This window comes from Acidovorax sp. DMC1 (genome assembly GCF_056314325.1).
Genome location: NZ_JBQUYO010000001.1, coordinates 590,066 through 616,621 on the forward strand (window position 1 = coordinate 590,066; position 26,556 = coordinate 616,621).

25 protein-coding genes are annotated in these 26,556 nt (G+C 66.8%); 11 read left to right on the forward strand and 14 right to left on the reverse strand.

Features of this window, described 5'->3' with window-relative positions; translation table 11 throughout:
- The first annotated feature begins 149 nt into the window (after nt 1-149).
- Together ACT531_RS02770 and ACT531_RS02775 are read left to right on the forward strand one after the other, a co-directional pair.
- Nucleotides 150-788 carry an MBL fold metallo-hydrolase gene (locus tag ACT531_RS02770; RefSeq protein ID WP_476016383.1) on the forward strand — a complete coding sequence of 213 codons (639 nt, stop codon included), beginning with the start codon at nt 150-152 and terminating at the stop codon, nt 786-788.
- Between the two features lie 245 nt (nt 789-1,033).
- Nucleotides 1,034-2,137 carry a GGDEF domain-containing protein gene (locus ACT531_RS02775; RefSeq protein ID WP_476016384.1) on the forward strand — a complete coding sequence of 368 codons (1,104 nt, stop codon included), beginning with the start codon at nt 1,034-1,036 and terminating at the stop codon, nt 2,135-2,137.
- Nucleotides 2,138-2,165: 28 nt separating this feature from the next.
- On the opposite strand, the gene ACT531_RS02780 is transcribed toward ACT531_RS02775, so the two are convergent.
- Nucleotides 2,166-3,017: a M48 family metallopeptidase gene (locus ACT531_RS02780; RefSeq protein WP_476016385.1), complete on the reverse strand. Its 852-nt coding sequence runs from the start codon at nt 3,015-3,017 to the stop codon at nt 2,166-2,168.
- 130 nt (nt 3,018-3,147) lie between these two features.
- Here ACT531_RS02780 and ACT531_RS02785 point away from each other — a divergent pair, with 130 nt between their 5' ends.
- On the forward strand, nt 3,148-4,578 hold the full coding sequence (locus tag ACT531_RS02785) for an AmpG family muropeptide MFS transporter (RefSeq protein ID WP_476016386.1): 1,431 nt from the start codon (nt 3,148-3,150) through the stop codon (nt 4,576-4,578).
- On the opposite strand, the gene ACT531_RS02790 is transcribed toward ACT531_RS02785, so the two are convergent.
- Both ACT531_RS02790 and ACT531_RS02795 read right to left on the reverse strand, forming a co-directional pair.
- Nucleotides 4,460-6,145, reverse strand: a complete 1,686-nt coding sequence (locus ACT531_RS02790) for a sensor histidine kinase (protein WP_476016387.1) — start codon at nt 6,143-6,145, stop codon at nt 4,460-4,462. The two genes, ACT531_RS02785 and ACT531_RS02790, sit on opposite strands and share 119 nt — an antisense overlap.
- Nucleotides 6,146-6,371: 226 nt before the next feature.
- On the reverse strand, nt 6,372-7,058 hold the full coding sequence (locus ACT531_RS02795; RefSeq protein WP_476016388.1) for a response regulator: 687 nt from the start codon (nt 7,056-7,058) through the stop codon (nt 6,372-6,374).
- Between the two features lie 546 nt (nt 7,059-7,604).
- Here ACT531_RS02795 and ACT531_RS02800 point away from each other — a divergent pair.
- Nucleotides 7,605-8,327 carry a response regulator transcription factor gene (locus ACT531_RS02800; protein ID WP_291446498.1) on the forward strand — a complete coding sequence of 241 codons (723 nt, stop codon included), beginning with the start codon at nt 7,605-7,607 and terminating at the stop codon, nt 8,325-8,327.
- Nucleotides 8,328-8,368: 41 nt separating this feature from the next.
- Nucleotides 8,369-9,625, forward strand: coding sequence for a HAMP domain-containing sensor histidine kinase (locus tag ACT531_RS02805; RefSeq protein ID WP_015012130.1), 1,257 nt, complete (start codon nt 8,369-8,371; stop codon nt 9,623-9,625).
- Nucleotides 9,626-9,649: 24 nt separating this feature from the next.
- Here the strand turns inward: ACT531_RS02805 and ACT531_RS02810 are convergent, their stop codons facing one another.
- On the reverse strand, nt 9,650-10,894 hold the full coding sequence (locus ACT531_RS02810; RefSeq protein WP_476016389.1) for a YbfB/YjiJ family MFS transporter: 1,245 nt from the start codon (nt 10,892-10,894) through the stop codon (nt 9,650-9,652).
- A 72-nt stretch (nt 10,895-10,966) separates the two neighbouring features.
- Between ACT531_RS02810 and ACT531_RS02815 the strand changes: the two genes are divergently transcribed.
- Together ACT531_RS02815 and ACT531_RS02820 are read left to right on the forward strand one after the other, a co-directional pair.
- A complete protein-coding gene (locus ACT531_RS02815) occupies nt 10,967-11,851 on the forward strand; it encodes a LysR substrate-binding domain-containing protein (protein WP_476016619.1) in 885 nt (294 codons plus the stop codon).
- Nucleotides 11,852-11,883: 32 nt separating this feature from the next.
- Complete coding sequence (locus tag ACT531_RS02820; RefSeq protein ID WP_476016390.1) at nt 11,884-13,005, forward strand: NAD(P)H-dependent flavin oxidoreductase; 1,122 nt, start codon at nt 11,884-11,886, stop codon at nt 13,003-13,005.
- 202 nt (nt 13,006-13,207) lie between these two features.
- On the opposite strand, the gene ACT531_RS02825 is transcribed toward ACT531_RS02820, so the two are convergent.
- The 7 genes from ACT531_RS02825 to radA all read right to left on the reverse strand — a co-directional run bounded on the left by ACT531_RS02825 (nt 13,208) and on the right by radA (nt 19,600).
- Complete coding sequence (locus tag ACT531_RS02825; RefSeq protein WP_476016391.1) at nt 13,208-14,182, reverse strand: glycosyltransferase; 975 nt, start codon at nt 14,180-14,182, stop codon at nt 13,208-13,210.
- A 12-nt stretch (nt 14,183-14,194) separates the two neighbouring features.
- The gene (locus ACT531_RS02830) at nt 14,195-15,478 is read right to left on the reverse strand and encodes an O-antigen ligase family protein (protein ID WP_476016392.1); all 1,284 of its coding nucleotides are present in this window, start codon (nt 15,476-15,478) and stop codon (nt 14,195-14,197) included.
- Entirely contained in the window at nt 15,475-16,290 is an 816-nt protein-coding gene (locus tag ACT531_RS02835) for a glycosyltransferase family 2 protein (RefSeq protein ID WP_476016393.1), read from the reverse strand. Before ACT531_RS02835 ends, ACT531_RS02830 begins: the two co-directional genes overlap by 4 nt.
- A 15-nt stretch (nt 16,291-16,305) precedes the next feature.
- Nucleotides 16,306-16,512 carry a zinc-finger domain-containing protein gene (locus tag ACT531_RS02840; RefSeq protein WP_056057299.1) on the reverse strand — a complete coding sequence of 69 codons (207 nt, stop codon included), beginning with the start codon at nt 16,510-16,512 and terminating at the stop codon, nt 16,306-16,308.
- A gap of 163 nt (nt 16,513-16,675) precedes the next feature.
- Nucleotides 16,676-17,626: a branched-chain amino acid transaminase gene (locus ACT531_RS02845; RefSeq protein WP_295942608.1), complete on the reverse strand. Its 951-nt coding sequence runs from the start codon at nt 17,624-17,626 to the stop codon at nt 16,676-16,678.
- Between the two features lie 114 nt (nt 17,627-17,740).
- Complete coding sequence (locus ACT531_RS02850) at nt 17,741-18,160, reverse strand: glycerate kinase (protein WP_476016394.1); 420 nt, start codon at nt 18,158-18,160, stop codon at nt 17,741-17,743.
- 60 nt (nt 18,161-18,220) lie between these two features.
- The gene (gene radA, locus ACT531_RS02855; RefSeq protein WP_476016395.1) at nt 18,221-19,600 is read right to left on the reverse strand and encodes a DNA repair protein RadA; all 1,380 of its coding nucleotides are present in this window, start codon (nt 19,598-19,600) and stop codon (nt 18,221-18,223) included.
- Nucleotides 19,601-19,714: 114 nt separating this feature from the next.
- Between radA and hpaI the strand changes: the two genes are divergently transcribed.
- The 3 genes from hpaI (at nt 19,715) to ACT531_RS02870 (ending at nt 22,372) form a co-directional block, all read left to right on the forward strand.
- Nucleotides 19,715-20,545 carry a 4-hydroxy-2-oxoheptanedioate aldolase gene (gene hpaI, locus ACT531_RS02860; protein WP_476016396.1) on the forward strand — a complete coding sequence of 277 codons (831 nt, stop codon included), beginning with the start codon at nt 19,715-19,717 and terminating at the stop codon, nt 20,543-20,545.
- Between the two features lie 34 nt (nt 20,546-20,579).
- Nucleotides 20,580-21,557 carry a 2-dehydropantoate 2-reductase gene (locus tag ACT531_RS02865; protein ID WP_476016397.1) on the forward strand — a complete coding sequence of 326 codons (978 nt, stop codon included), beginning with the start codon at nt 20,580-20,582 and terminating at the stop codon, nt 21,555-21,557.
- Nucleotides 21,558-21,748: 191 nt separating this feature from the next.
- Complete coding sequence (locus ACT531_RS02870; protein ID WP_476016398.1) at nt 21,749-22,372, forward strand: glutathione S-transferase family protein; 624 nt, start codon at nt 21,749-21,751, stop codon at nt 22,370-22,372.
- A gap of 77 nt (nt 22,373-22,449) precedes the next feature.
- On the opposite strand, the gene ACT531_RS02875 is transcribed toward ACT531_RS02870, so the two are convergent.
- Nucleotides 22,450-24,030, reverse strand: a complete 1,581-nt coding sequence (locus ACT531_RS02875) for an ABC transporter substrate-binding protein (RefSeq protein WP_476016399.1) — start codon at nt 24,028-24,030, stop codon at nt 22,450-22,452.
- Nucleotides 24,031-24,118: 88 nt separating this feature from the next.
- Nucleotides 24,119-24,727, reverse strand: coding sequence for a LysE/ArgO family amino acid transporter (locus ACT531_RS02880; RefSeq protein WP_476016400.1), 609 nt, complete (start codon nt 24,725-24,727; stop codon nt 24,119-24,121).
- A gap of 77 nt (nt 24,728-24,804) precedes the next feature.
- On the opposite strand from ACT531_RS02880, the gene ACT531_RS02885 reads away from it, so the two are divergent.
- Nucleotides 24,805-25,692, forward strand: a complete 888-nt coding sequence (locus ACT531_RS02885; protein WP_476016401.1) for a LysR family transcriptional regulator ArgP — start codon at nt 24,805-24,807, stop codon at nt 25,690-25,692.
- A 33-nt stretch (nt 25,693-25,725) separates the two neighbouring features.
- Here the strand turns inward: ACT531_RS02885 and ACT531_RS02890 are convergent, their stop codons facing one another.
- The gene (locus ACT531_RS02890) at nt 25,726-26,535 is read right to left on the reverse strand and encodes a siderophore-interacting protein (protein ID WP_476016402.1); all 810 of its coding nucleotides are present in this window, start codon (nt 26,533-26,535) and stop codon (nt 25,726-25,728) included.
- Nucleotides 26,536-26,556 lie beyond the last annotated feature (21 nt).

Consider the following 26,556-nt stretch of genomic DNA (forward strand, 5'->3'; position numbering starts at 1 on the left):
CGCCAACGGGCGCCGGGCGCTGCACAGGCCCTGTGCGAAACTCGCGGCTGTTGCCTTCCGGCCCTGCCGCCACCGCGCCAGCTCGCTGTCACCCTGGGTTGGGATAGCGGCCCTGGCGTGACGGGCGCTGGGCTTACTGCCTCCATCCCATGCTCCGCTACCTCACCGTCCCAGTCACTCCTTTTCAGCAGAACGCTTCTATCGTCTGGTGCGACGCCACCCGGCAGGCCGCCGTGATCGACCCGGGGGGCGACCTGGACACCTTGCTGGCCGCAGTGGAAGAACGCGGGCTGACGCTGTCGCAGATTTGGCTCACCCACGCGCACATCGACCACGCGGGCGGCACGGGCGAGCTGGCCCAGCGCCTGTCGCTGCCCATCGTCGGCCCCCACCCGGGCGACCAGTTCTGGATCGACGGGCTGCCGCAGCAAAGCGCGATGTTCGGCTTTCCGCCCGCGCAGCACTTCACCCCCACACGCTGGCTGCAAGACGGCGACACGGTGCAGATTGGCAACGAGACCTTGAACGTGCGCCACTGCCCTGGCCACACGCCCGGCCACGTGGTGTTCCACGCGCCGCAGATCGACCGCGCGTTTGTGGGCGACGTGCTGTTTGCAGGCAGCATCGGCCGCACGGACTTTCCCCAGGGCAACCACCAGCAGCTCATCGACAGCATCACGCAGCGGCTGTGGCCCATGGGCAACCAGACGGTGTTCATTCCCGGCCACGGGCCCGAGAGCACCTTCGGGCGCGAACGGCAAAGTAATCCCTACGTGGGCGGGACCTGAGCGTTGATCGCAAATGCTCCTGTATTCATAGCATTTCAGGCATATTGCACTAGCGCATCCGGCTGATTTGGCTTGAAATGGGTTGCAGGAGGCCGTCGCAGGCCTCTGGGGCGTGCTCCGCGCCGCTGGGGGGCGCAGCGGCGATCAGGTCCGGGGATACCGGCCAGTTCGCCGGACCTCCGACACCGCCGGGGGCTACGATGGTGTGGTTTGCCACCCCTGCGGGCCGCCCATGCCCCTGTGCCATGACCCCATCCAACGCATCGCGCCCCCCGCTTGAACCCCAGCGTGGCTCCAGCCTCGCGGGCAAGGCTTACTGGGCGATGGTGCAGCGGGTGGCGCTGACAGCAGCCGCCATCGACGCGGGCTACATCCTGCTGTTTCTGTGGCTGGGCTCGATGCCGCTGGCGGCCATCAATGTGCTAAGCATCACCATGTATCTGGGCGCCTACCGGCTCATCCAGAAGCGCTACAACACCGCTGCACTGGCCCTGATCTGGCTGGAGGTGATCGGGCACTCGGCCCTGGGCTCGCTGCTCATCGGCTGGGAGAGCGGCTTTCACTACTACCTGCTGATGTTCATCCCCGCCATCGTGATCGCCAACACGCGCGGCTATGCCGCGCCCATGGTGCTGGCCCTGCTGGCCTACTACCTGGGCCTGCACATGCTGAGCGACGCCGTGGGGCCGCTGGACCCGCTGCCCGCGCACAGCGTGAAGATCGTGAACTGGGTGCACATCTGCGTGGTGTTTGCCATGTCGGCAGCGCTGTCGGCGTTCTACCGCCGCACCATCCTCATTGCCGAGGCGCGCCTGCGCAAGCAGGCCACGCGCGACCCGCTGACCGGCCTGGCCAACCGCAGCCACTTTGACGCGCAGGCCACCGAGGCGCTGGAGCGCAGCCGGCGCAGCGGTGTGCCAGTGACGCTGCTGCTGTGCGATGTGGACCACTTCAAGCGAGTGAACGACCAGTACGGCCACGCCGTGGGCGACCAGGTGCTGGTGGCCATGGGCAAGGTGCTGGCCGACAACCTGCGCGAGGGCGATGTGCTGGCGCGCTGGGGTGGCGAAGAGTTTCTGGCACTGATGCCCGCCAGCCCGCTGGACGCCGCCAGCGCCACGGCCGAGCGCATCCGTGCCGCTGTCGCCCGGGCACCGCTGCCCGTCGGCCCCGAGCCCTTGGCCCTGACGCTGTCGTTTGGCGTGGCCCTGGTGCACGGGCCCGACGACCTGCAGGCCGCCATTGCCCGCGCAGACCAGGCGCTGTATGCCGCCAAACACGCGGGGCGCAACCGGGTGCAGCTCGCGGGGGAAGACGCCGCCAGCAGCACCCTGGCGGCTCAGTCTTAGAGGCTGAGGGCCTGCGGAATCTCGCAGGTCAACCGTTGCGGCGCGCGGCCTCGTACAGGCCTTGCACCTTGGGCACGTTCTGCTCCAGCTCGCGAATGCGCGCGGGGCCCGATGGGTGGGTGGACAAAAACGCCAGCCCGCCTTGTTTGCTGCCGCTGGCATTGCCCATCTTCTGCCACAGGCTCACGGCGGCCGACGGCTGGTAGCCCGCGCGCGCAGCCAGCTCCAGCCCCACCAGGTCGGCTTCGCTTTCGTCCGAGCGGCTGAACTGCAGCGTGAGCAATTGCCCGCCCAGGCCCGCAGCCGCCTGCCCCAGGTCGCCCAGCCCCAGCAGCTGCGAGCCCAGTCGCAGCGCCAGGTTAGTGCCCTGCGTCTTGGCAATGCGCTCGCGTGCGTGCTCACGCAGCGCATGGGCCATCTCGTGGCCCATGATCATCGCGGCCTCGTCGTCGGTGAGCTTGAGCTGGTCGAGGATGCCGGTGTAGAACGCAATCTTGCCGCCGGGCATGCAAAACGCATTGATCTGCGAGCTGCCGATCAGGTTGACCTCCCACCGCCACTGGCGGGCGCGGTCGTTCCAGGGCATGGCGTACGGGATCAGCCGCTTGGCGATGGCGTGCAGGCGCTGCAGCTGGGGGTGGTTGTCGGGCGCCAGCGCGCGCTTGGCGCGGGCCTGCTCCAGCATCTGGCGGTACTGCTGGGCGGCAGACTGCTCCAGCGTCTCGGCGGGCACGAGCTTGCGCAGGCTGGATGACGAACCCACGTCCACCTGCGCCAGCACCGGCGTGGCCGCAGCGGCGCCCGCTGCCAGCAGGAACGCGCGGCGTGCGGACCAGGGGGACGACGGCGCGACGGAAGGAGCGGGGCAGAAAAGACACATACAAGGCAATCCCAGAAGGAATAATGAGCAGCGCTGGCACACCACACACCAGAGCCTGCCGCGCAGATGGAGGCTGACAGGATGGCTACAAGGGTGCGTCGGCGATGATAGACAAAACCCCCGCTCGCCCATGTCAGACACCTCCACATCTTCCACCCCCAGCCTCGCTCCCGCTACCGCCCCGGACAAGCCCCCGCGTACCCCCTGGCTGCAAACCCTGCGCGTGTACCTGGAGCCCGCCAGCCTGCGCATGCTGACGCTGGGTTTTTCGGCCGGGCTGCCGCTGCTGCTGGTGCTGGGCACGCTGAGCTTTCGCCTGCGCGAGGCGGGCATCGACCGCAGCACCATCGGCTACCTGAGCTGGGTGGGCCTGGCCTACGGCTTCAAGTGGGTGTGGGCGCCGCTGGTGGACCGCATGCCCATCCCGGTGCTCACGCGGCTGCTCGGGCGGCGGCGCAGCTGGCTGCTGCTGGCACAGCTGGTGGTGGTGGCGGGACTCATCGGCATGGCGCTGGCCGACCCGCGCCTCACACTGGGCCCCATCGTGTGGTGCGCGCTGGCCGTGGCGTTTGGCTCGGCCACGCAGGACATTGCGCTCGATGCCTTCCGCATCGAATCGGCCGACGCCAACCACCAGGCCGCGCTGGCGGCGTCGTACCAGACGGGTTACCGCCTCGCGATGATCTGGGCCGGAGCCGGTGTGCTGTGGATTGCCGCGCGCTCCGAGGCCGCGCCCGCGGCCGGCCAGGCCGTGGCCCTGGGTGCCGCGGCGTACCAGAACGGCGCCTGGCAGGCGGCCTATCTGGCCATGGCGGCGTCGATGGCCGTGGGCGTGGTCACCGTGTTGTTTTCGCGTGAGCCCGCGCCCGTGGCGCTGCCCCCCGCCAAGAACGCTGCCGAGTGGATCCAGGGCGCACTGGTGGCGCCGTTTGCCGACTTCCTGCGCCGCTACGGCTGGCATGCGGCGCTCATCCTGGCGCTGATTGCCGTGTACCGCATCAGCGATGTGGTGATGGGCATTATGGCCAACCCGTTCTACGTGGACATGGGGTACACCAAGGACGAAGTGGCCGCCGTGACCAAGATTTACGGTGTGATCATGACACTGGCGGGCGCCTTTGTGGGCGGCGTGTTGTCCATGCGCTTTGGCGTGATGCGCATCCTGATGCTCGGCGCCATCCTCAGCGCGGCCAGCAACCTGCTGTTCGCCTGGCTGGCGGGCCACGGGCACGATGTGACGGCGCTGATCGCCGTGGTTTCGGCCGACAACCTGGCCAGCGGCATCGCGTCGGCGGCTTTCATTGCCTACCTGTCGAGCCTGACCAACGTGAGCTACTCAGCCACGCAGTACGCACTGTTCAGCTCGATGATGTTGCTGCTGCCGAAGTTTGTGGCGGGCTTCTCGGGCGACTACGTGGATGCGTTTGGCTACGCCCAGTTCTTCACCTCCACGGCGCTGCTGGGGCTGCCGGTGCTGGTGCTGGTGTGGCTGGCATCAAGGTTGCGGACACCAGCGGTAGCGCAATCCGCACCGCAACCCCCTGCCCCGGAACGCCCTTAATATCCAATAGCGCCCCAATGGCTTGAGCCCTTGCACGCATGTTGATGAGCCCCTGACCACCTGCCTTTGTTGAACTCTCGAAGCCAACTCCGTTGTCGGTGATCTCAAGCACCAAGAGAGACGAGTCCTCAGCTGATTCCGATTGATGAACGGCGCTCACTCTTACCTTGGTGGCTTGGGCGTGACGCAAAACATTGGTGAAAGCTTCGAGCAAGATGCGCTGAATCTGGAGCACCATGTGTGGTGTCAGGGTCTCAAGGGTTGGGAGTTCCTCCACATGCCAATCCACTTGAACGCCTGAGGCCGCCAAACGCGGCTGCAACCGGTAGCGCAAAGTGGCCAACACGGTCGCCAGGTCGCCGCCCACGGGCTGAATAGCATCTACCGCCATACGGAGTTCATCCAACGCTGCATTCGCGTGCTCACGCAGCTGTTTCCGATTGACACGGCCTTTGCCGATGAGGCTGAGCAGCCCAACCAGTTGCGAGCCCACCCCATCGTGAATGTCGCGCATGATGCGCTGCCGTTCCTGAAGCGCCGCATGCTGGGCATGCTCCTGTTGCAGCAAGGCGTAGCTGACTTTCAACTCCTCTTCTCTCTGGCGCACCTTGTCATCGAGTGAGTTGCGTAGTCCTTCGTAGGCGCGCACCTGCCTTGCGTAGCGACTCAAAATCAGCCACCCCATGAGCAGTACAAACAGCATGGTGGCTACAGGCAGATACGATGAACGTCCTACGCTTTCCGTGGACACCCGAATCTCCAGGAAGTCATAGAGTCCAGCGCCAATAGGAATGAAACTGGCAAGGCACAATGCCACTGCTTCGGGCTGCTTGACTGTAATAGCTCGACGGACAGCCACCAAGTAGGCCCAAAGCGCGGGCACAAAAAGGAGCGCCAGACCAGCGGTCCAACTCCAGGGCAACCCGCTGCCGTAGGCCAGCAGTACCAAAACAGCCTCGACGGCAAAAATAGTCCAGAATCCCCGCCGCACAAATGCGTCATCGCGGTCCACCAAAGCGAGCGAGAAACGCACAACCAGTAGCATGTGCACAATCAATGAAAAGGCTACAATGCCACCCCACAATGGCCAACCCAACGGTGGGGTATCCCAAAGCCGATCTCCATATCTGAGCATTCCAAACGGTGCACAGAGCGCAAAGTAGCCATAGACCGGCTCTCGGTTCAGGTGCCAGAGTCCACAGGCAATCACTCCAGTGAGCGCAAGCGCAAATACCACTGCCACCGCGCCCCACTGCCTCCAAACATAGCGCTCTCGGTACAGTTGCAGCAACTTGGACTCGGGCCCGAAGCGTGGTGCCGCTAACCCTCCCCACCGCACGGGCTGGGCCGTCACTCGAACCTCCAGCGTAGTAGACGCTGTTGCGGAGAGGAGGCTGGCTGGAACAGGTACCCAAAGTGGCGCCTTGGTCGCATCGTGACGGGTATCACCCAAGAAACTGCGGTGCGCAATCAGATCCCCACCCACATATATTTCCACCTGGTTCCCTACTCGGGGAAAGAAAAGCCCTCTCAAGACGCCATCTGACGCCACCGGCGGCAATTCCATGTGGTAACGGGCTCGACCCGAGCGGCCTGGGTAAGCTTTGTCCCAGAGGTGAGGGAGGGTCACGGTCCCTGACCAAGCCTCCAGGCCTTCGGGCTCCAGATACACGTATGCCACATCAATAGTGCGGATACTTTCCTGCGCGCAAACTGCTTCCGACCACAGCGCGCAAAAGCCCATGCCCCAGAAAAGACAAAAAAGCCTCCACGCATGGAGGTCCAGTAGCGCACTACAAAAGCCCAAGCTGTCGCGCCTCATAGATCGCTTCGGTCTTGGAGTGGACGGCTAGCTTGCTGTATATATTTTTGACATGCGACTGCACGGTCGACGCAGCAACCCCCAAAATTTCTGCGGTCTCCGCGTAGGTGTAGCCACGGGCAAGCTTGGCCAGAATGTCGCGCTCCCTTGCTGTCAGGGGCTCAACGGTGGCGGCTGTACTCATTCGCACTGAAGGAGGCGGCGACAAACGAGTCAGTAACTGGCGCGCGATGATCGGAGCCATGGGAGAGCCCCCTGCGTTGAGGCTCAAAACATGTTCTGCGAGGTCTTCTTCCGTTCCGTCTTTGAGCAGATATCCCCTGGCGCCCGCCTCAAAAGCACGCATCATGTTCGCTTCATCCCCAAACATGGTGATCACCATGATCTCCGTTTCTGGCGACAATTTCTGGCATTCGCTGATCACATCCAAGCCTGATCTATCGGGTAAGACCAAGTCCACCAAGAGCACATCTGCACTGTTCTGTCGAAGCCACAACATCATCTCGCCTGCAGTCGCTGCGGCGTATGCCAGGTGAAGTCTTTCTGTACGCGCGAGAGCCTGCACGAAACACTCCCGCGTGCGTGGGTCATCCTCCACAAGGGCAATAGAAACCCCCTGACCCTGCGGTGCTGTAGGCGGAGTTCTTGAATTCGTCATGCTGCGACTGAGATGCCCTTCGTGCCCCTCACGCGCGCCCTCGCGCTCGGCGCCGAATGATTGGCAAAGGTCCTCCACCCCTAGGTGTTGGGCAACTGAGCATTTCCTCCGAAATTCGGCGCCTATCCGTCTGAGGGTTGAAGTCAATTTTCATGCTCCGAAGCGTAGAGGGAAAGTGCAGCGCATACAAGAATGAGAGCCCCCAATTCAGGGGATACGCATTCCCCAAACCTCACTACAGCCTCCGTCGCGCCCTAGGGCTTCGACAAAGGCAAGTCGCAGCGCGCTGCACTCCGCTCAAAAGGGTAAGAGGCAAGTCTCGACTCCGGGAATCCTCTGGCACAGTGCCCCAAGTCCTAGAAGTCGTTCCATTCAAGGAAATGTAGATAAGAGAACTCACTTGTGCACTGAGATCGCACGCTTTTTGCGCCATTTTGAAATCGTACTCCGTACGAATCTCCTCAGCTTTACGGTAGCTTTACCTCTCCGACAAAACAGGGTGAAGCAGCGTCCCCACCATAACAATACAGCTACTACACTGCCCCCATGAGCTCCCAACTGCTGATGATCGAAGACGACGCCCGCCTCGCGCAGATGGTGGGCGAGTACCTGGCCCAGTCGGGCCTGCAGGTCACGCACCGCGCCGATGGCAAAAGTGGCCTGGCGCAGCTGCAGGGCCCCGATGCCGGGCCGCTGCCCGATTTGGTGATCCTGGACCTGATGCTGCCCGACATGGATGGGCTGGAGGTGTGCCGCCGCATCCGCTCGCTGCAGGGCAACGCGGCGCAGGTGCCGGTGCTCATGCTCACCGCCAAGGGCGACCCCATGGACCGCATTATCGGGCTGGAGCTGGGCGCTGACGACTACTTGCCCAAGCCCTTTGAGCCCCGCGAGCTGCTGGCCCGCATCCGCGCCATCCTGCGCCGGCGCACGGACGGCGGCGGTGCGGCCGCTGCCACCCAGGTGCTGCGCTTTGGCACGCTGGAGATCGACCGCGACGCGCGCACCGTGACCGTGGCGGGGCAGGCAGCGGACCTCACCTCGTACCAGTTCGACCTGCTGGTGGCATTGGCCGAGCGCGCGGGCCGGGTGCTCACCCGCGACCAGATCATGGAGGCCGTGCGCGGCCGCGAGCTGGAGGCGTTTGACCGCAGCATCGACGTGCACATGGGCCGTATTCGCGCGGCCATCGAGCAGGACGCCAAGAACCCGCGCCGCATCCTCACGGTGCGCGGTGTCGGTTATGTCTTTGCCAAACAGCAGGATTGATCGCTGACGCAGCCCCTGCTGCCTGCGCTGCCGCTCCACGCATGTCCCTGTCCAACCCATTCTCCCGCCGCCTTTATCTGCGCATCTGGCTCGCTGTGGTCGGCGGCATGGCGGTGCTGACGCTCACCGTGGGCTGGGCCTGGCGCATCGCCGAGGAGCAAAAGGCCCAGAACAACCAGCCGTTTGTGCCGCCCTCGCGCGAGATGGCGGTGCGCGACCCGTCGGGCAACCTGGTGCTGCGCGGCATGGCCACACGCCAGCCGTCCGAGCCGGGCGAGGTGGTGGAATTCCACATCGAGGCAGAAAACGGCCAGATCTTCACCCTGCAGATGGCGCCGCGCCAGCCCCGCATGGGCCGCAACGGCGGCCGACCCGGTGGCCCCGGCCAGGACGAGGCCGCTTTCTGGACCCGGCCGCCCTTCGGCTTCTTGTGGCTGCTGGGCATCGTGGGCCTGGCAGTGGCGGTGGGGGTGTACCCCATCATCCGCCGCCTCACGCAGCGGCTGGAGGCGCTGCAGCGCAGCGTGAAGAAGTTTGGCGAGGGCGACCTGTCGGTGCGCGTGCCCGAGCAAGGCCAGGACGAGGTGGCCGACCTCGCACGCCAGTTCAATGCGGCGGCAGAGCGTGTGGAAACCCTGGTCAAGTCGCACAAGTCGCTGCTGGCCAATGCCTCGCACGAGCTGCGCTCGCCCCTGACCCGCATCCGCATGGGGCTGGAGCTGATGGGCGGCCAGCAGCCCTCGCCTGCGTTCCGCGAAGAGATCCTGCGCAACATTGCCGAGCTGGACCAGCTGGTGGACGAAATCCTGCTGGCCAGCCGACTCGACGCGCGCGAAGCCGACGTGGGCACCGTGGAGCTGGTGGACCTGATTGGCCTGGCCGCCGAGGAATGTGCGCGCGTGGACGCCGACCTGGACGTGAGCGCCAGCCCCGATTCGCTGGAGGTGCGCGGCGTGGCCAAGCTGCTGCGCCGGGCCATCCGCAACCTGCTGGAAAACGCACGCCGCTACAGCACGGGCGAGATCACGGTGGTGGTGCACCGCCGCCAGGGCCGCGCTGAGGTGCATGTGTGTGACCACGGCCCGGGCGTACCCCCCAGCCAGCGCGAGCGCATCTTCGAGCCCTTCTACCGCCTGCCGGGCGCCAGCGAGCGTGCGGGCGGCGTGGGCCTGGGGCTGGCGCTGGTGCGGTCGATTGCCGGGCGCCATAACGGCACCGTGCATTGCCAGGACCGGGCTGACGGCGACAGCGGCGCGTGTTTTGTGCTGGCGCTGCCGCTGGCCCCGTCCACGCACTGATCGAGAAGGGAACAGGCGTGCGAATCAGCGCGCTGCCGGGCTTGGCGCCAGGGGCCAGCGCCAAGCCATGGCGGCAAACAGCACCGCACCCACACCGAGCGCTGCGGCCGCCACGGCCAACCCGTAGACAAAGCCCTGCCCCTGCGTGGCAGCGTGGTGCAGCATCCACGCCACCATGGGCGGGCCTACGATCTGGCCGATGCCGTAGGCGGCCGTGAGCAGCCCCGGAAAACTGTCGCCCGCCTCAGGCCACACCCGCCGCGCCTCTTGCAGCGCATAGAAGGTGATGGCAGTGAAAGGCAAGCCCAGCAGCAGGCTGCCCAGCGCAAACCCCGCAGGCCCCGGCCACACCAGACTGAGCGCAATGGCCCCGGCCTGCACCACGTAGGCCGCCATCAGCAGCCAGCGCCGGTCCCACGCGGCCGGCGTGCGGGTGGACAACGCTGCGCCCATCGCCACCCCCGCACCAAACAGCGGCCAGAACAGGTCGGGCCAGGGCGACCCGGCAGGCAAGGCAGCGCGCGCAATCACGGGCAAAAAGGTGGCGGTGACGATATACCCCAGCCCCGCAAGCCCATAGGCCAGCGCGAGCCCCGTGCGTGCCCAGAATCCGTGGCCGGGGGTGGAGCCATCTGCCACCGGTGCGGTGGCCGCAGCCGACGCTGGCGCGGCAACACCCTGCAGCACGGGCCAGATGGCGACACACAAGCCCACACTCAGCAGCCCGAACACCGCCCAGCCCGCTGCGGCAGGCCACTGCAGCGCCACCATGGCGCTGGCCGACAGCCCGGTGAGCACGATGCCCAGCCCAGGGCCACAAAAGATCAGACCCCCGAGCGCAGCCTGGCCCAGCGCCACCAACCGCAGCATGCACCACACCGAGACGTTCAAAAACACCAGTGCACTGGCCACCCCTGCCGCAAACCTTAGCGCGGGCCAGGCGCCCGGCAGTGGCAGCGCCATGCCCAGGGTAAGCAGCACCGTGGCGGCCAGCCCCCAGCGCGCCAGCCGCGCCGCATGCCACCGCTGCCGCGCACGCGGCGCCACCCAGGGCAGCGCCATGCAGGCCAGCGCCCCGATCAGGTACCCAAGGTAATTGGCCGTGGCCAGCCAGCTGCCGCCCGCCAGCGTGACCACGCCGTCGTGCAGCATCATGGGCAGCAGCGGCGTGAAGGCAAACCGGCCCACGCCCATCGCCACCGCCAACGCGGCCATGCCCGCCAACGCTACGGACAGGGGACGGTCTTGGGGGGCGGTGCGCGGTTCCATGCGGGCGGTTTCCAGTCTATGATTCTGTTTTGAGATTTATTTTTTATTAATCATCTCATAACAAGAATCATGATGGATTTTGCCGCCCTCGAAATTTTCCGGGCCGTGGCGCAGGAAGGCAGCGTCACCCGCGCGGCCGAGCGGCTGGGCCGCGTCCAGTCCAACGTGACCACACGCGTGCAACAGCTGGAGGAGCAACTCGGCGCCACGCTGTTCCTGCGCGAGGGTAAGCGCATGGTGCTGACCCCTGCCGGGGAGGCGCTGCGCGGCTATGCAGACCGCCTGCTGGCGCTGGCCGAAGAAGCGCGCCAATCGGTGCACCCCCGCGAGCCCGGCGGCCGACTGCGCTTGGGCGCTATGGAAAGCACGGCCGCCGCACGCCTTCCCCAGCCGCTGGCCCGGCTGCACGCACAGTGGCCGGGGCTGGTGCTGGAGCTGTCCACCGCCCCCTCGCGCCAGCTGGTGGAGCAGGTGCTGGCCCACACCCTCGACTGCGCACTGGTGGCCTGGCCTCCGCCGGGCATCGACACCGATGCGCCGGTGGAGCGCACCGCCGTGTTTGCCGAGGCCCTGCTGCTGGCCCTGCCCGCCGACCACCCGCCCGTGGACACGCCCCAGGACCTGCAGCTGGACACCCTGGCCGCCTTCAGCCCCGGCTGCACCTACCGCCGCATGGGCGAGACTTTCCTGCAGCAAAAGGACGGCAGCCCGCCGCGCGTGCTGGAGCTGGCCTCGTACCACGCCATCCTGGCCTGCGTGGCTGCCGGGCGCTGTGCGGGGGTGGTGCCCCAGGCCGTGATCGACCTGATGCGCGAACCGCCTGCCCTGCGCCTGGTGCCCCTGGCCACCTGCGACACAGTGCTGGTGCGCCGGCGCGGCTACCAGTCGCCCGCGCTGGGCGCGCTGCACGCCGCCCTGACCGCCAGCGAAGCGCCCCGTCCCACTGCATCCACCTGACCCCTTTTCCACAGATCGCACAAGGAGCCCCCATGCCCGCCGCCTTCACCACCCCCCTGGGCCTTGCGCTGCCCATCATCCAGGGCCCGATGACCGGGTCGGACACCCCTGCCCTGGCCGCCGCAGTGTCCGAGGCCGGTGGCCTGGGCATGCTGGGCTGCGGCATGCGCTCGCCCGCCGCCATGGCCGAGGCCGCCGCCGAAGTGCGCCGCCGCACCGACCGGCCCTTTGGCATGAACCTGTTTGTGCAGGCCACGCCCACGCCCGACGACGCCACGGTGCAGGCCGCGCTGCAGCGCCTGGCGCCGTTCTATGCCGAGTTCGGCCTGGTGCCCGAGCGGCCCGCCCAGTGGTGCGAAGACTTTGCCGCGCAGTTCGATGCCCTCGTCGCTGCACGCCCGGCGGTGGCGAGCTTCACCTTCGGCATCCTCACGGCGGCGCAGGTGGCCAGGCTGCAGGCCGTAGGCAGCTACGTGATCGGCACCGCCACCACGCTGGCCGAGGCGCAGGCCTGGGCCGCCGTGGGCGCGGATGCGGTTTGCGCATCGGGCATGGAAGCCGGGGGACACCGCGGCACGTTCCTGACACCCACACAGCCCGGCGCCACCGGCGTGGCGCCTTCATTGGCCGACTTTGCGGCCAGCATGGTGGGCACGCTGCCGCTGGTGGCGCAATGCGTGCAGGCCTTGTCCATCCCGGTGATTGCTGCGGGCGGCATCATGGACGGGCGCGGCATGGCGGGCGCCCTGGCGCTGGGCGCCCAGGCGGTACAGATGGGCACGGCATTCCTCACCTGCCCCGAGTCGGCCATTGGCACCGCCTACCGCGAGGCCCTGACCCACGCCCAGGCCACCGACACGCGCACCACCCGGATCTTCTCGGGCCGGCCTGCGCGCGGCATCGTCAACCGCATGATGCAAGCGCTGCAGGCGGACGAGGCCACCGTGCCGCCCTACCCCGTGCAGAACGCGCTGACCGGCGCGCTGCGCCGCGCGGCCGCCCAGGCGGGCCAGGCCGACTGCCTGTCGCTGTGGGCAGGCCAGGGGGTGGCCCAGGTGCGGCCCATGCCAGCGGCGCAGCTGGTGGCGTTGTTGGCCCAGGAGTGGCAGCAGGCCACCGCGCCGCGTGGCAACTCCCCTATCGGCCACCAATAACTATCATTTTCATAGCAACAAGGGCATATTGAACTAGCGCTTGCGGCCAAAAACGCCCCAGAACCCGCGCAGTAGCCTCCCGATATGAGCAGGGCGCTAAAAACTGGCGCGCCGTGAAACCCGTGCCACCGTGGAGCGGGCTTTGCCAAGCCACGGGGGGCTTCCCCTAGGGGCGAGGCGCCGCAGGCGACTCAGGTGGGCTTCACTGCCTCCAGGGCAGTTCGCGCGCCGGGCCCTGGATCATGGGTGGTTGGGCATTGAGGGTTTCGCCCGCCAGCACCCGTTCGTACATGCGCAGATAGTTGCGCGCCATGCGCTCGGCGCCAAAGTGCTCCACCACATGCTGGTGGCAGGCGCGCGGGTCAAAGCGGTTGCCCCGCACCGCCTCGGCCAGCACCGACGCCTGGTCTGACAGCACGCCGCAGTGCACGGGCACCAGCTCGGGTAAGGCGCCGTAAGGCGTGGAGAACACGGGGCAGCCGAAGTACAGGCTTTCGATCACCGCCAGCCCGAACGGCTCGTGCCAGCGCACCGGAAAGATCAGCCCGCGCGAGGCGTTGAGGAGGCCCGTCTTCTGCGTGCCGCCCACCATGCCGTGGAAGTGGATCTTGCGCGACAGCGTCCAGCGAAAGCCGCGCTTGAAGTTGATGCGGTTGCCGCCCAGCACGTCCAGCTCCACCCCGGCGATCTTGGCCACCTTGATGGCGCCGCGCACGTTCTTCACGCCCCAGGCCGCCTTGCCCAGGAAGTGGTAGTGCGAGCGCGGGCGGTCAAAGTCCACCGGGCCATAACCGGCCCAGTCCAGCCCGTTGTAGACGAACTCGCTGGAGCCATAACGCGCCGCGTGGTCGCGCGACAGGAACACCGTGTTGCGCGGCAGCGGCTTGGGCTTGCGGGCGTTGCCGTGCTCAGTCACCAGGTAGGGCTTGGACAGCTCGGAGCGCGGGTTGAACTGAAAGTGCGTGATGTCCACGTCGGCCGGGATCTGCCCCTCCCACGGCTCGTCCGGCCGGATGGGCAGCACCTGGCCGAAGTCGCAGGTCGAGCCCTCGGGCACCAGATAGCTCACGCGGTGGCCCTGCTGCACCAACGTCTTGCCCAGGTCCCAGATCACTCGCTCGGTACCGCCGTAGCCGTACACCGGGATGGGAGAGTTGTTGACCAGCAGGATGTGCATGGCAGAGGTCCTTCAGGAAAGGGAGGCGGCTTGCCCGGGCGTTTGCAGCCGCAGGCGCTCGCGGCCTTGCAGGATGGCCAGCACCAGCATGCCCATGAACAGGTAGAACATGGTGCCGCTGTTGTGCCCCAAAAACACCTGGGTGGTGCCAAAGCCAATATACGACACGGGCAGCAGCACGCCGATCATGCGCAGGCACAGCCTTTCAGCATCGAGCACGCCCGCAGCACCCGGGAACACGCGGCGCCGCGTGGGCCAGAACAGCACCAGCGGCACCCCATAAAAAATCAGCAAGACCACCACGCCAGGGATGCCGCGCTTGGCAAAGATGTCCAGCAGCTCGTTGTGGGCGTGGCTGAACTGCAAAACAATCGGGTGCGCCTCGCCGGCAGCCACGCGGCGCTGCTTTTCAGCCTCGTAACCGTAGCGGCCCCAGCCGGTCAGGGGGCGGTCCAGGCCCATGCGCCAGGCCAGGCCCCAGTGCGCCAGACGCTGGCCGACCGAACTGGCCGCGTCGCCCCGCGACTCGTACTGCGTGATCTCCTGCCGCGCCTCATCCACGCGCAGGCGCACCTCGTTGGCCTTGAAGGCCATCAGGCCCACAGCCCCCAAGACAACCAGCACGGCACCAACAATGGCCCTGCGGGGTTGGCCAGAGCGCCCCTGGAGCCAGACGCACAACAGCAGCGCCATGGGCAGCACCACCCAGCCCCCGCGCGACTCGGACAGCAGCGACCCCTCCAGGCCCAGCAGAATGCCCACCGCCCAGCCCGCGCGTTGCCAGGGCTTCCAGCGGTCCCACAGCACCAGCAGTGCCACCGAGCACATCAACCCCAGCAGCAGGCTGAGCCCGCCGTACTGGATCGCATTGGTAAAGCCGTTGGCGCGTGGCAGGTGCAGTACCAGGGCCTGGTACATGCCGATCAGGCCCGCCCCGCAAGCGCCCACCGCGATACCGGCCCAAAGCCAGCGCACCCGCGGGGGATAGGCCAGCACGTACAGCAGGCACGGCAGCGCCAGCAGGTATTTGGCAGGCCGGTCCAGGTTGGACCAGCTGCCCTGGGCGGGGTCAAAGTCGAGAGCCCAGACCGTGCCCATCGCCACGATGGAACCAAAAAGCAGCCAGGCATCGCGCCCTGGCCGGCGCCGCATCCACACTCCGGCGGTGGCCAGGCTGCACAACAGCAGCACCACCGCGCCCCAAGAGTAGCCCGAGCGCACCCACAGCGCCAGACCCGGCACCATGAACGCCGCCACGCCCGACAGGCGCACAAAAAGATCGTCAGCTTTGGTCAACGGCGCACGCTCTCACTCAGTTGCTGGTGGTCGTACTCCAGGGCGGCGTACCGGAAGAACGCCTCCAGCGCCACAAACAGGCAATACAAAAAACCGGCCCCGCCACACAGAAAACCCAGGCGGAACACATACAGGCGCAGGAACATGCTGGTGCCCGAGGCCAGGCCGCGCACCACGCCGCCCTTCTTGCCGGTCGCGGCCCGCTTGGCCGCGCCGAGCATCGCGTACTGCGTGAGCTTTTCCAGGCTGCCGCGCACGGTGGTGCGCGAGTAGTGCAGCAGCCGCGCTTGGATCAGGCGGCGCGGCACGGCACCACCGCCCGGCGGTGGCAACAGTTCGGCCTGCTCGTGCACCACGCCCGTGAACTCGCGAACCATGGCGCGCACGAACAGGCGCTCGATCTGCGATTGCGAGCGAAAGTACTTGAGTTCGTGCCCGTAGGCCACCATGCGCCAGCGGATGGTCCACACGGCCTGCGCGCCCGAGCGCACGATGGCCTGCAGCTCCTGGGCGAACGCCGGAGTCATCACCTCGTCTGCATCCAGGAAGAAGATGTAGTCACCCCGCGCATGGGCCAGCAGCCGGTTGCGCTGCACGGCAAAGCCCTTCCAGTCGGGGTAGCTGTGGACTTCCGCGCCCAGGCGCTGGGCAATGGCCACGGTGTCGTCCGTGCTGCCACTATCTACCACCAGCAACTGGTCGGCAAACGCGGCGCTTTGCAGGCAGGCTTCGATGCGGTGCGCCTCGTTGAGGGTCAGCACCGCCACGGTCAACGTGGGCGGCACCGATGCGCCGCCGGTTGCAACTGGCATCAACCCATCAACCGGTCAGTGGCCAGCGTGCACATGCTCTCCGGCCTTCAGCCGGTACACCGTGCCGCAGTACGGGCACTTGGCTTCACCCGTGCGCGCCACGTCCAGGTACACCTTGGGGTGGCTGTTCCACAGCTTCATGTCGGCCTTGGGGCTGGGGCAAAAGACGCCGCCTTGGGCATTCAGGTCTTTGGCCAGGAGTTCTACGGTAGCTTGTGACATAGGGTTGGGTTCTCTTTGGCGCACTCTGGGGTGCGGTGCTTGAAACTGGCCGCGTCCTCGGCCAGCGGACGCCGTGGAACGGGCTTTGCCCGGCCACTGGCGCCGTCTCCCTTCCCTGCGCAGCCGAGAGAAGGGGGAAGCCGCGCAGCGGCTCAGGGGGTTGTCACACTTTCGTCAGCCAGTGGGCGTATTTGGGATTGCGGCCGTTCACGATGTCGAAGAAGGCGCTCTGGATTTTTTCGGTGATCGGGCCGCGCGAGCCCACATAGTCCTCTTTACCCAGCTCAATCCGGTCGAGTTCGCGGATGGGCGTGACTTCAGCGGCCGTGCCGGTGAAGAAGGCCTCGTCGGCGATGTACACCTCGTCGCGCGTGATGCGCTTTTGCACGATCTCCAAGCCCAGGTCCTTGGCAATGTGGAACACCGTGTTGCGGGTGATACCGTTCAGGGCACCGGCCGACAGGTCGGGCGTGTAGATCACGCCGTTCTTGACCACAAAGATGTTTTCGCCCGCGCCTTCGGACACAAAGCCCGAGCTGTCCAGCAGCAGGGCCTCGTCATAGCCGTCGTCCGTGGCTTCCATGTTGGCCAGGATGGAGTTGGTGTAGTTGCTCACCGCCTTGGCCTGCGTCATGGTGATGTTGACGTGGTGGCGGGTGTAGCTGCTGGTCTTGACGCGGATGCCACGCTTGAGGCCTTCCTCACCCAGGTAAGCGCCCCAGGCCCAGGCAGCGACCATCAGGTGAATCTGGTTGCCCTTGGGCGAGACACCCAGCTTTTGCGAGCCGATCCAGGTCAATGGGCGCAGATAGCAGGATTCGAGCTTGTTTTCGCGCACCACGGCCTTTTGGGCCTCGTTCACTTCTTCCTTGGTGAACGGGATCTTCATGCGCAGGATCTTGGCGCTGTTGAAGAGGCGGTCGGTGTGCTCTTCCAGGCGGAAGATCGCCGTGCCGTTGGCGGTGTTGTAGGCGCGCACGCCTTCGAAGGCGCCGCAGCCGTAGTGCAGGGTGTGGGTCAGCACATGGATCTTGGCGTCGCGCCAATCGACCATCTGGCCGTCCATCCAGATCTTGCCGTCACGGTCGGCCATCGAGGGAACTACGGGGCTCATGGGTGTCCTTTGGTTGCTGTGGGTCGCAAAAGCAGGATTTTACGGGCCCCCAGCCCGCCAGGAACCGCCGCCCGCCCGTGCAGCGCAGCAAACCCGCCGGAACAAGGTCGAGGCCTATGCCCCTTGGGCGGGGGTGTCAGCGTCTGCCGGTGGGCGCTCCAGCGTCCACTTCACCAGCTTGCCCTGACGAAATTCACAGGTCACGTGCGAGCGGGTGCCATCGGTCCAGCGGTAGATCTCCGGGTCGGCCCCTTCGGCCGACAGCAGCTCGCCCAGCGCCTGCGTCATGGCCACCACGTGCATCAGGTTCACGCCCTCGGCCAGCCGCGCGTTCAGCATCACGGCGCTGCCTACGTAGCCGATGGGGCGCTTGGCGGCCTTCTTCATCACATTGACCAGTCGCGTGAAGTGCAGCAGCGCCCACATGACCAGCCCGCCCACGACCGCCGCCACGCCCGCCCAGCCATAGGCCGAGAAACCAAAACCGATCAGGGTCACCGCCCCCAGGGGCACCAAGATGTTGCGCAAATTCATGGGCCCGATTGTCATACGACGGCGCAGGCGCAGCGCTGTGGGCATTGCGTAGACGGGGGTTTACAAGCCCCGGACCACGTCCATGGCCTCTTCCACCCGCTCCACCGCGTGGATGGTGAGGCCTTCGATGGGCTTTTTGGGCGCGTTGGCCTTGGGCACCACGGCCACGCTGAAGCCCAGCTTGGCAGCCTCTTTCAGGCGTTCCTGGCCGCGCGGAGCGGGCCGTACCTCGCCCGCCAGGCCCACTTCGCCAAAGGCCAGGAAGCCGCGCGGCAACGCCTTGCCCCGCAGGCTGGAGGTGATAGACAACATCACCGCCAAATCGGCAGCAGGCTCGCTGATACGCACGCCGCCCACCGCGTTCACAAACACGTCCTGGTCCATGCAGGCCACGCCCGCGTGGCGGTGCAGCACGGCCAGCAGCATGGCCAGGCGGTCCTTGTCCAGGCCCACACTCAGGCGCCGGGGGCTGGGGCCGCCGCTGTCCACCAGGGCCTGGATCTCGACCAGCAGGGGGCGTGTGCCCTCCAGCGTCACCATCACGCAGCTGCCGGGCACGGGCTCGGAGTGCTGACTCAAGAAGATGGCGCTGGGGTTGCTCACGCCCTTGAGGCCCTTTTCGGTCATGGCGAACACGCCAATCTCGTTGACGGCGCCAAAGCGGTTCTTGATGGCGCGCACCAGGCGAAACTGGCTGTGGGTATCGCCTTCGAAGTACAGCACCGTGTCCACCATGTGCTCCAGCACGCGCGGCCCGGCCAGAGCGCCCTCTTTGGTCACATGGCCCACCAGAATCACGGCGATGCCCGTGCCCTTGGCCATGCGCGTGAGGTGCGCCGCGCATTCCCGCACCTGGGCGACGGAGCCCGGCGCGCTGGTGAGCTGGTCGGAATAGGTGGTCTGGATGGAGTCGATGACCACCACGGCGGGCTGCGTGGCCTCCACGGTCGCCAGAATCTTTTCGAGCTGGATCTCGGCCAGCAGCTGCACCTGGCTGCCGTCGATGCCCAGGCGCCGCGAACGCAGCGCCACCTGCGCTCCGCTCTCCTCGCCCGTCACATACAGCGTGGGCAGGCCCGCGCGCTGCAGCGCGTCCATGGCCTGCAGCAGCAGCGTCGATTTGCCAATGCCCGGGTCTCCGCCAATCAGCACCACGCCCCCTTCCACAATGCCGCCGCCCAGCACACGGTCCAGCTCGTCGATGCCGCTGGGGGTGCGGGCCACGTCCTGGGCCTCGATGGCCGCCAGCGGAAGGACGGGTTGCGCATTGGCCAGGCCCGCGTAGCCCTGTGGCGTGCTCAGGCGGTTCTTGCCCGGCCCGGCCTCGGCCACCTGCTCGATCAGCGTGTTCCAGGCGCCGCAGGACGGGCATTTGCCCAGCCAGCGCGGGCTGGTGCCGCCGCACTCGGTGCAGGTGAAGGTGGTTTTTTCTTTGGCCATGGCAGGTGTCGGTGGGCGAACGCAAAAGCAGGGGCAGCCGACTATAGCGACCCGCCCCGCACACAAAGACAACAGCCCGTACGATGGCGGGCTTGGCACCGCACGGAGTTGACATTGCAGACACCCACCAACCGCTTCAAACAGGCCATGGCGCAAAGCCAGGCGCAAATCGGCCTCTGGCTCGGGCTGGCCAATAGCTACAGCGCCGAAATCCTCGCGGGTACCGGCTACGACTGGCTGCTGGTCGATGGCGAGCACGCGCCCAACGACCTGCGCTCCATCCTGCACCAGCTGCAGGCCATCGCCAGCGCCACCAGCGCGCTGCCCCCCGGAATGCAGGCGCCCCACCCCATCGCCCGGGTGCCGGTGGGTGACACAGCCCTCATCAAACAGTACCTGGACATCGGCGCACAGACCCTGCTCGTGCCCATGGTCGATACGCCCGAGCAGGCCCAGCAACTGGTGCGCGCCACACGCTACGCGCCCGAAGGCGTGCGCGGCATGGGCAGTGCGCTGGCCCGCTCGTCGCGCTGGCAGGCCTACCCGCAGTACGTGCACGAGGCCAACCAGCAGATCTGCCTGCTGGTGCAGGCCGAGACCGAGGAAGCCATGGCCAACCTCGATGCGATTGCCGCCACGCCCGGTGTGGACGGCGTGTTCATCGGCCCGGCCGACCTGTCGGCCTCGATGGGCCACCCCGGCAACCCGGGGCACCCGGATGTGCAGGCCGCCATCCACGACGGCATTGCGCGCATCCTGCGTGCAGGCAAGGCGCCGGGCATCCTGGCCACCACCGAATCGCAGGCGCGCCAATGGCTGGCGGCCGGGGCGCTGTTTGTGGCCGTGGGCGTGGACACCATGCTGCTGGTGAGCGCTGCGCAGGAGCTGCTGGCACGCTACCGCAGCGCGGCAGACGCCGCCCCCACCCGGCCCGCAGGCTACTGAACTTTTCTTCTTCCAGACCCAAGGACAGACATCCATGAAAGCATGTATTTACGGCGCGGGCGCCATCGGCGGCTGGCTGGGCGTGGCCCTGGCGCAGGCAGGCCACACCCTCAGCATGGTGGCGCGGAGCGACACGCTGCGCGCCCTGCAGGCCGATGGCTTGCGCCTGCGCCGCCCCGACGGCACGCTGGCGCAGGTGGCCGTCACGGCCCACAACGACCCGGCGGCCCTGGGCGTGCAAGACCTGGTGGTGGTCGCCGTCAAGGCGCCGGGCCTGCCTGACGTGGCGCGTGCCATGGCCCCGCTGATCGGGCCCGACACCATCGTGCTCACCGCCATGAACGGCGTGCCGTGGTGGTTCCTTGACGGCTTTGGCGGCGCGGCGCAGGGGCGTGCCCTGGAATCCGTGGACGCGGGCGGCGTGATCGCCAGCGCTATCCCGACGAGCCATGTGCTGGGCAGCGTGGTGCACACCAGCTGTTCGCTGGAGGCGCCGGGCTTCGTCAAACAACATTTCGGCAACCGCCTCATCGTGGGCGAGCCCGACGGCAGCCGCAGCGAGCGCTTGCAAGCACTGGCCGACACGCTGCAGCGCGGTGGCATCGATGTGGAGGTGAGCACCACCATCCAGAAAGACATCTGGTTCAAGCTGTGGGGCAACCTCACGGTCAACCCCATCAGTGCCCTGACGGGTGCCACCACCGACCGCATCCTGGACGACGACCTGGTGCGCGGCTTTGTGAGCGCCGTGATGCTGGAAGCCAAGGCCATTGGCGAAAAGCTGGGCCTGCCGATCGACCAGCAGCCCGAAGACCGCCACGCCGTCACGCGCAAGCTGGGCGCGTTCAAGACCTCGATGCTGCAGGACGTGGAAGCGAACAAGCCCCTGGAGATCGACGCCCTGGTGGGCGCCGTGCGCGAGCTGGGGCAGATCACCCACACGCCCACGCCCCACACCGACGCCTTGCTGGGCCTGGTGCGGCTGATGGCGCGCACACGCGGCCTGTACTGAGAGCGGCTAACAAAACTCTTCTGGCGTCGTTGCTGTGTCTTGTCGTACTGCTCGTACTGCCTGCGACACAGCGCCTAGCCAGAACCGCTTCGCTGAGTTTTGTTTGCCGCTCTGAGTCATCTCAAGCAATATCGGCTGCAGGCGCAAGTGGAATATGCGCAAGCAGCTATTTAATTCATAGCACATCAACCATGACCCAACTCACGCTGTACTACACCCCCGGCACCTGCGCGCAGGCCGTTCGCATCGCTCTGGAAGAAGCGGGCGCCCCCTACGACCTGGTGCGCGTGGACTTCGCGGCCGGCCAGCAACGCACACCCGAATACCTGGCGGTGAACCCCAAGGGCCGCGTGCCCGCACTGGCCACGCCGCAAGGCACGCTGACGGAGACCCCTGCACTGCTGGCCTATGTGGCGCAGAGCTTTCCCGCAGCGCGCCTGGCGCCCGCCGACGCCTACGGCTTTGCGCGTCTGCAGGAGTTCCACAGCTACCTCGCGTCCACCGTGCACATTGCCCACGCCCACCGCCCCCGCGCCAGCCGCTGGGCCGACGAGCCCGAGGCCCAGGCCGCGATGCAGCGCAAGGTGCCGCAGAACATGACCGACTGTTTCAACCTCATCGAAAGCCACTACCTGCCGAACGCGGACCAGGGTCCGTGGGTGATGGGCGAGCAATACACGGTGGCCGACGGCTACCTGTTCACCATTGGCACCTGGCTGCACAGCGACGGTGTGGACATAACCCAGTTTCCGAAGGTGTTTGCACACACGCAGCGCATGCTGCAGCGCCCGGCGGTGCAGCGCGCAATGGCCTGATACGCCCCTTCAGCAGGCGCAAAAAAGCCCCGGTGCTTCGGGTCAGAAGCACCGGGGCTTTTTGTTTGCGACGGGGATCAGTTCACCTTCAAATACCGCCAGTCGATGCGGTTGTCCGCGCGATGGATGATCTCCACCTTCTTGGTACCCGCCCACGGAATCACCTGGTTGTACAGCGGGATGTGCGACACCAGCTCATGCTCCTTGATCAACGCCTGCTCGATCAGGCCGTTGCGCGTCGCAGTGTCCGTCTCCTTCTTCACACGCTCGATCAGCGCGTCCATCTGCGGGTCAGAGAAGCGGCCCAGGTTGAAGTTGCCATCGCCGCCCGCACCGGGCGAGCGCACCAGCGACTGCAGGCTGTAGAACGCGTCAAACGTGGGCACGCCCCAGCCCAGCAGGTAGATGCTGGCCTCGTTGCGTTGGATCATAGGGAAGTAGGTGGCAAACGGCAGCGAGCGCAATTTGGCCTTCACGCCCACCTTGGCCCAGTGCGAGGTGATGGCCTGGCACAGCTGCTCGTCGTTGATGTAGCGGCCCGCGCTGCAGGCAAAATCCACCTCAAACCCGTTGGGGTAGCCCGCATCGGCCAGCAACTTTTGCGCAGCCTTGGGGTCGTAGGGGTAGCGCACGTCGGCCTTCTTGGTCCAGCCGTTCACTTGATTGGCAATCAGCGTGCCCGTGGGCTGGGCCAGCCCGCGCAGCACCACGCGCTGGATGGACTGGATGTCGATGGCCTGGTACAGCGCCTTGCGCACGCGCAGGTCCTTGAGCGGGTTCTTGCCCTTCACGTCCGAGCCGGGCAGCTCGTCGCGGAACTGGTCCAGGCCCAGGAAGATGGTACGGTACTCCGGCCCTTCCAGCACCTGCAGGTTGGGCGTCTGCTTGATGCGCGCCAGGTCTTGCAGGCTGGGGTCGATCACGAAGTCCACCTCACCCGACAGCAGCGCCGCCGTGCGCGTGGCGTCGGCCTTGATGGGGGTGTAGACGATCTCGGTCAGGTTGGTGGGGTACTTGCCCTTGCCCCACCAGTGCGGGTTGGGCTCCAGCACCACGCGCTGGTCGGGCGTCCACTGCTTGAGCTGGTAGGGGCCGGTGCCCAGCGCGTTGCGGTGGGCAAAGTTCTCGTCCTTGGTCTTGATGTCCTTGGGCTCGACCGACTTGTTCTTTTCGGCCCAGGCCTTGCTCATGATGCGCAGCTCGGTGAGCTGGTTCACCAGCACGGGGTTGGGCAGGTCGGAGTGGATGTCGATGGTGTAGGCATCGACCTTTTCCACACGGTCGATGCCCTGGGTGTAGACAGCGAAGTTGGAGCTTTTGGCCTTGGCCCGCTCCAGCGAGAACTTGGCGTCGTCGGCGGTGAACTCGCTACCGTCGCTGAACTTCACGCCCTTGCGCAAGGTCAGGCGCAGCTGCGTGGGCTTGATGAGCTTCCACTCGGTGGCCAGCGACGGCTCGGGCTTGAAGGTCTTGCTGTTGTATTCCACCAGCGTGTCGTACACCGCGCCGTGCATGGTGTTGTTCACGCCCACGTTCTGGGTGTGGATGTCCCAGGTGGAAATGTCCACCGAGCGGGACCAGCGGAAGGTGGCGGACTGTGCGGCCAGGGGCAGGGCCGCAACAACGGCGGCGGCCAGGAGAAGGTGTTTGAAGCGCATGGGCGGGAGGATAGGCAAAAACGCCAAAGAATGCTGAATGGCCAGACTATCCCCCAAGCGGCGCTTTTAGAAAACGAACTTATTCTTCTTAGCTTAGAGCCATCACCCCTGCCAGCACCAGCATGGTGGTGGCCGTCACCCCATCCAGCACCCGCCACGCCGCCGATGTGGCAAACAACGGGGCCAGCCAGCGGGCGCCCAGGCCGATCAGCAAGAACCACAGCGCGCTGGCCAGCGAGCCCCCTCCGGCAAACAGCGCACGCCCCCAGGCCGGGTACGGCGTGGCCATGGTGCCCAGCAGCACCACAGTGTCCAGGTACACATGCGGGTTGAGCCAGGTGAGCGCCACCACCGTGGCCAGCGTGGTGCGCAGGCTGGTACCGGGGCCGTTGGTAGCGACCAGTAACTGGCCCGGGCGCAACGCCCGCGCGGCCGTCTGTGCCGCATACATCAACAGGAACAGCGCCCCCGCCCAACGCATGAACTGCGCCCACTCGGGCCGGGCCAGCAGCACGCCGCCCATGCCCCACACGCCCACCTGCAGCAGCACCGCGTCCGACAACGCGCACACCAGCACCACGGGCATCACATGCTCGCGCCGCAAGCCCTGGCGCAGCACAAACGCGTTCTGCGCGCCGATGGCCATGATGAGCATGGCGGTGGAAGTGAAACCGTGGACGAAGGCAGTGGAGACCATGGGCACGGATTCTGGCCAAGCCCCTGCGTTGACGCCAGCTATACTTTTTAACGATCCGTCAGAATCGCTAACCATCCATGCAACTCGACTCCGCCCAGCTCAATGCCTTTGCCACGGTGATCGACGAGGGCAGCTTCGAGCGAGCGGCGGTCGTGCTGCATGTCACGCGCTCGGCGGTGTCGCAGCGCATCAAGCTGCTGGAAGAGCGCGTGGGCCAGGTGCTGGTGCGCCGCGCCACGCCCTGCACGCCCACAGAGGCCGGGCAGGCCCTGTACCGCCATGCGCGCGAGGTGGCGCTGAGCGAGGCCGACGCGCTGGCCACCATTGGCGGCGGACAGCACAGCACCACGCGGCTGGCGATTGGCGTGAATGCCGACTCGCTGGCCACCTGGTTCCCCCACGCCATGGCGCAGGCGGCCGAGGGGCAGGCCATCACCTTCGACATCCATGTGGAGGACCAGGACCATTCGGCCAACCTGCTGCGCGAAGGCCGCGTGATGGCCGCCGTGACGGCCGACCCCCAGCCCGTGCAGGGCTGCCAGGTGCTGCCGCTGGGCACGCTACGCTACCGTGCGCTGGCCAGCCCGGCCTTCATGCAGCGCCACTTTGCGCAGGGGGTGAACGCCACCACGCTGGCGCAGGCGCCCATGCTGGTGTTCAACCGCAAGGATGCGCTGCAGGCACGTTTTGTGGGCCGCATCACGCGCCGCAAGCTCGCACCACCCGTGCACTGGCTGCCCGAGGCCCACGCCTTCGTCAAAGCCACCCGCGCCAGCCTGGGCTGGGGCATGACGCCCGACCCGCTGGTGGAGGACGACCTGAAGACCGGCGCACTGGTGGAGCTGATTGCGAACAAGCCGGTGGATGTGCCGCTGTACTGGCAGTGCTGGCGCCTGAACGTGCAGGCGCTGCAGCACATGACGCAAGCAGTGCAGAAGGCGGCGGCGCTGACGCTGCTGCGCTGAGAGGAAAGTCGAGAGTGGCGTAGCAAGCGCCGACTACGCAGCATTCGCCAGGTCCTCGTGGTGGTCCGCCGCCCCGCGCTTCCAGTAGGCGGAGATGCGCATGCGTTTCGGGTCCACGCCCGGCTTGGCCAGCACGGCGCGGCGCACGGCGGCCATGTCACTGTGTTCGCCCGCAGCCCAGACAAAGCCCGCGCCGGTGGGGAGCGCCAACGCCTCCACAGCGGCAGGCAGCGCGCTCACCCACTGCAGATCCACCTGCGCCGCGCTGGTCAACACCCGCTGGTCGGCCGAGTTGCTCAGCTGGATGCGCACGGTGGCCACCGCGCTGGCGGGCAGCTCGGCCAGGCGGCGGGCGATGGCGGGCAGCGCGGTTTCGTCGCCCAGCAGCCAGTGCCAGTCAAACCCGGTGGGCACCACCATGCTGCCGCGCGGCCCGGCAATGCCCACCCATTGGCCGACGGTGGCGCTGGCGGCCCAGTCGGTGGCGGGGCCGGCGTCGTGCAGGGCGACCTCGATATCCAGCTCGCCCGCAGCGGCGTCAAAACGCGCGGGGGTGTAGTCGCGCAGCACGGGGCGGGGGCCGTCGAACACGGGGCGGCCGTCCTGCAGCGTGGGCAAGGTGGGGCGGTCTTGACCGGGCGAGGGAAGGATGAGCTTGAGGTGGTCGTCAAACCCGGCGCTCACAAACCCTGCCAGCTCGGGGCCGGCCAGGGTCAGCCGCACAAAGCCGGGGCTGACCTGGGTGCGGCGCACCACCTGGAGATGGCGGCCCTGCAGGGGATGGCGAATGCGCTCGATAGCGAGGGAGGGGGCCGTGGCGGCCAAGGGCAAGGAAGCGTTCATGGCGTAAAATGTTGATTTAAT

Bases quoted from the DNA above. Each gene is read 5' to 3' on its own strand.
- ACT531_RS02770 (WP_476016383.1), top strand. From the start codon at position 150: ATGCTCCGCTACCTCACCGTCCCAGTCACTCCTTTTCAGCAGAACGCT.
- ACT531_RS02775 (WP_476016384.1), top strand. From the start codon at position 1,034: ATGACCCCATCCAACGCATCGCGCCCCCCGCTTGAACCCCAGCGTGGC.
- ACT531_RS02780 (WP_476016385.1), bottom strand. From the start codon at position 3,017: ATGTGTCTTTTCTGCCCCGCTCCTTCCGTCGCGCCGTCGTCCCCCTGG.
- ACT531_RS02785 (WP_476016386.1), top strand. From the start codon at position 3,148: ATGTCAGACACCTCCACATCTTCCACCCCCAGCCTCGCTCCCGCTACC.
- ACT531_RS02790 (WP_476016387.1), bottom strand. From the start codon at position 6,145: ATGGAATTGCCGCCGGTGGCGTCAGATGGCGTCTTGAGAGGGCTTTTC.
- ACT531_RS02795 (WP_476016388.1), bottom strand. From the start codon at position 7,058: ATGACGAATTCAAGAACTCCGCCTACAGCACCGCAGGGTCAGGGGGTT.
- ACT531_RS02800 (WP_291446498.1), top strand. From the start codon at position 7,605: ATGAGCTCCCAACTGCTGATGATCGAAGACGACGCCCGCCTCGCGCAG.
- ACT531_RS02805 (WP_015012130.1), top strand. From the start codon at position 8,369: ATGTCCCTGTCCAACCCATTCTCCCGCCGCCTTTATCTGCGCATCTGG.
- ACT531_RS02810 (WP_476016389.1), bottom strand. From the start codon at position 10,894: ATGGAACCGCGCACCGCCCCCCAAGACCGTCCCCTGTCCGTAGCGTTG.
- ACT531_RS02815 (WP_476016619.1), top strand. From the start codon at position 10,967: ATGGATTTTGCCGCCCTCGAAATTTTCCGGGCCGTGGCGCAGGAAGGC.
- ACT531_RS02820 (WP_476016390.1), top strand. From the start codon at position 11,884: ATGCCCGCCGCCTTCACCACCCCCCTGGGCCTTGCGCTGCCCATCATC.
- ACT531_RS02825 (WP_476016391.1), bottom strand. From the start codon at position 14,182: ATGCACATCCTGCTGGTCAACAACTCTCCCATCCCGGTGTACGGCTAC.
- ACT531_RS02835 (WP_476016393.1), bottom strand. From the start codon at position 16,290: ATGCCAGTTGCAACCGGCGGCGCATCGGTGCCGCCCACGTTGACCGTG.
- ACT531_RS02840 (WP_056057299.1), bottom strand. From the start codon at position 16,512: ATGTCACAAGCTACCGTAGAACTCCTGGCCAAAGACCTGAATGCCCAA.
- ACT531_RS02845 (WP_295942608.1), bottom strand. From the start codon at position 17,626: ATGAGCCCCGTAGTTCCCTCGATGGCCGACCGTGACGGCAAGATCTGG.
- ACT531_RS02850 (WP_476016394.1), bottom strand. From the start codon at position 18,160: ATGAATTTGCGCAACATCTTGGTGCCCCTGGGGGCGGTGACCCTGATC.
- radA (WP_476016395.1), bottom strand. From the start codon at position 19,600: ATGGCCAAAGAAAAAACCACCTTCACCTGCACCGAGTGCGGCGGCACC.
- ACT531_RS02865 (WP_476016397.1), top strand. From the start codon at position 20,580: ATGAAAGCATGTATTTACGGCGCGGGCGCCATCGGCGGCTGGCTGGGC.
- ACT531_RS02870 (WP_476016398.1), top strand. From the start codon at position 21,749: ATGACCCAACTCACGCTGTACTACACCCCCGGCACCTGCGCGCAGGCC.
- ACT531_RS02875 (WP_476016399.1), bottom strand. From the start codon at position 24,030: ATGCGCTTCAAACACCTTCTCCTGGCCGCCGCCGTTGTTGCGGCCCTG.
- ACT531_RS02880 (WP_476016400.1), bottom strand. From the start codon at position 24,727: ATGGTCTCCACTGCCTTCGTCCACGGTTTCACTTCCACCGCCATGCTC.
- ACT531_RS02885 (WP_476016401.1), top strand. From the start codon at position 24,805: ATGCAACTCGACTCCGCCCAGCTCAATGCCTTTGCCACGGTGATCGAC.
- ACT531_RS02890 (WP_476016402.1), bottom strand. From the start codon at position 26,535: ATGAACGCTTCCTTGCCCTTGGCCGCCACGGCCCCCTCCCTCGCTATC.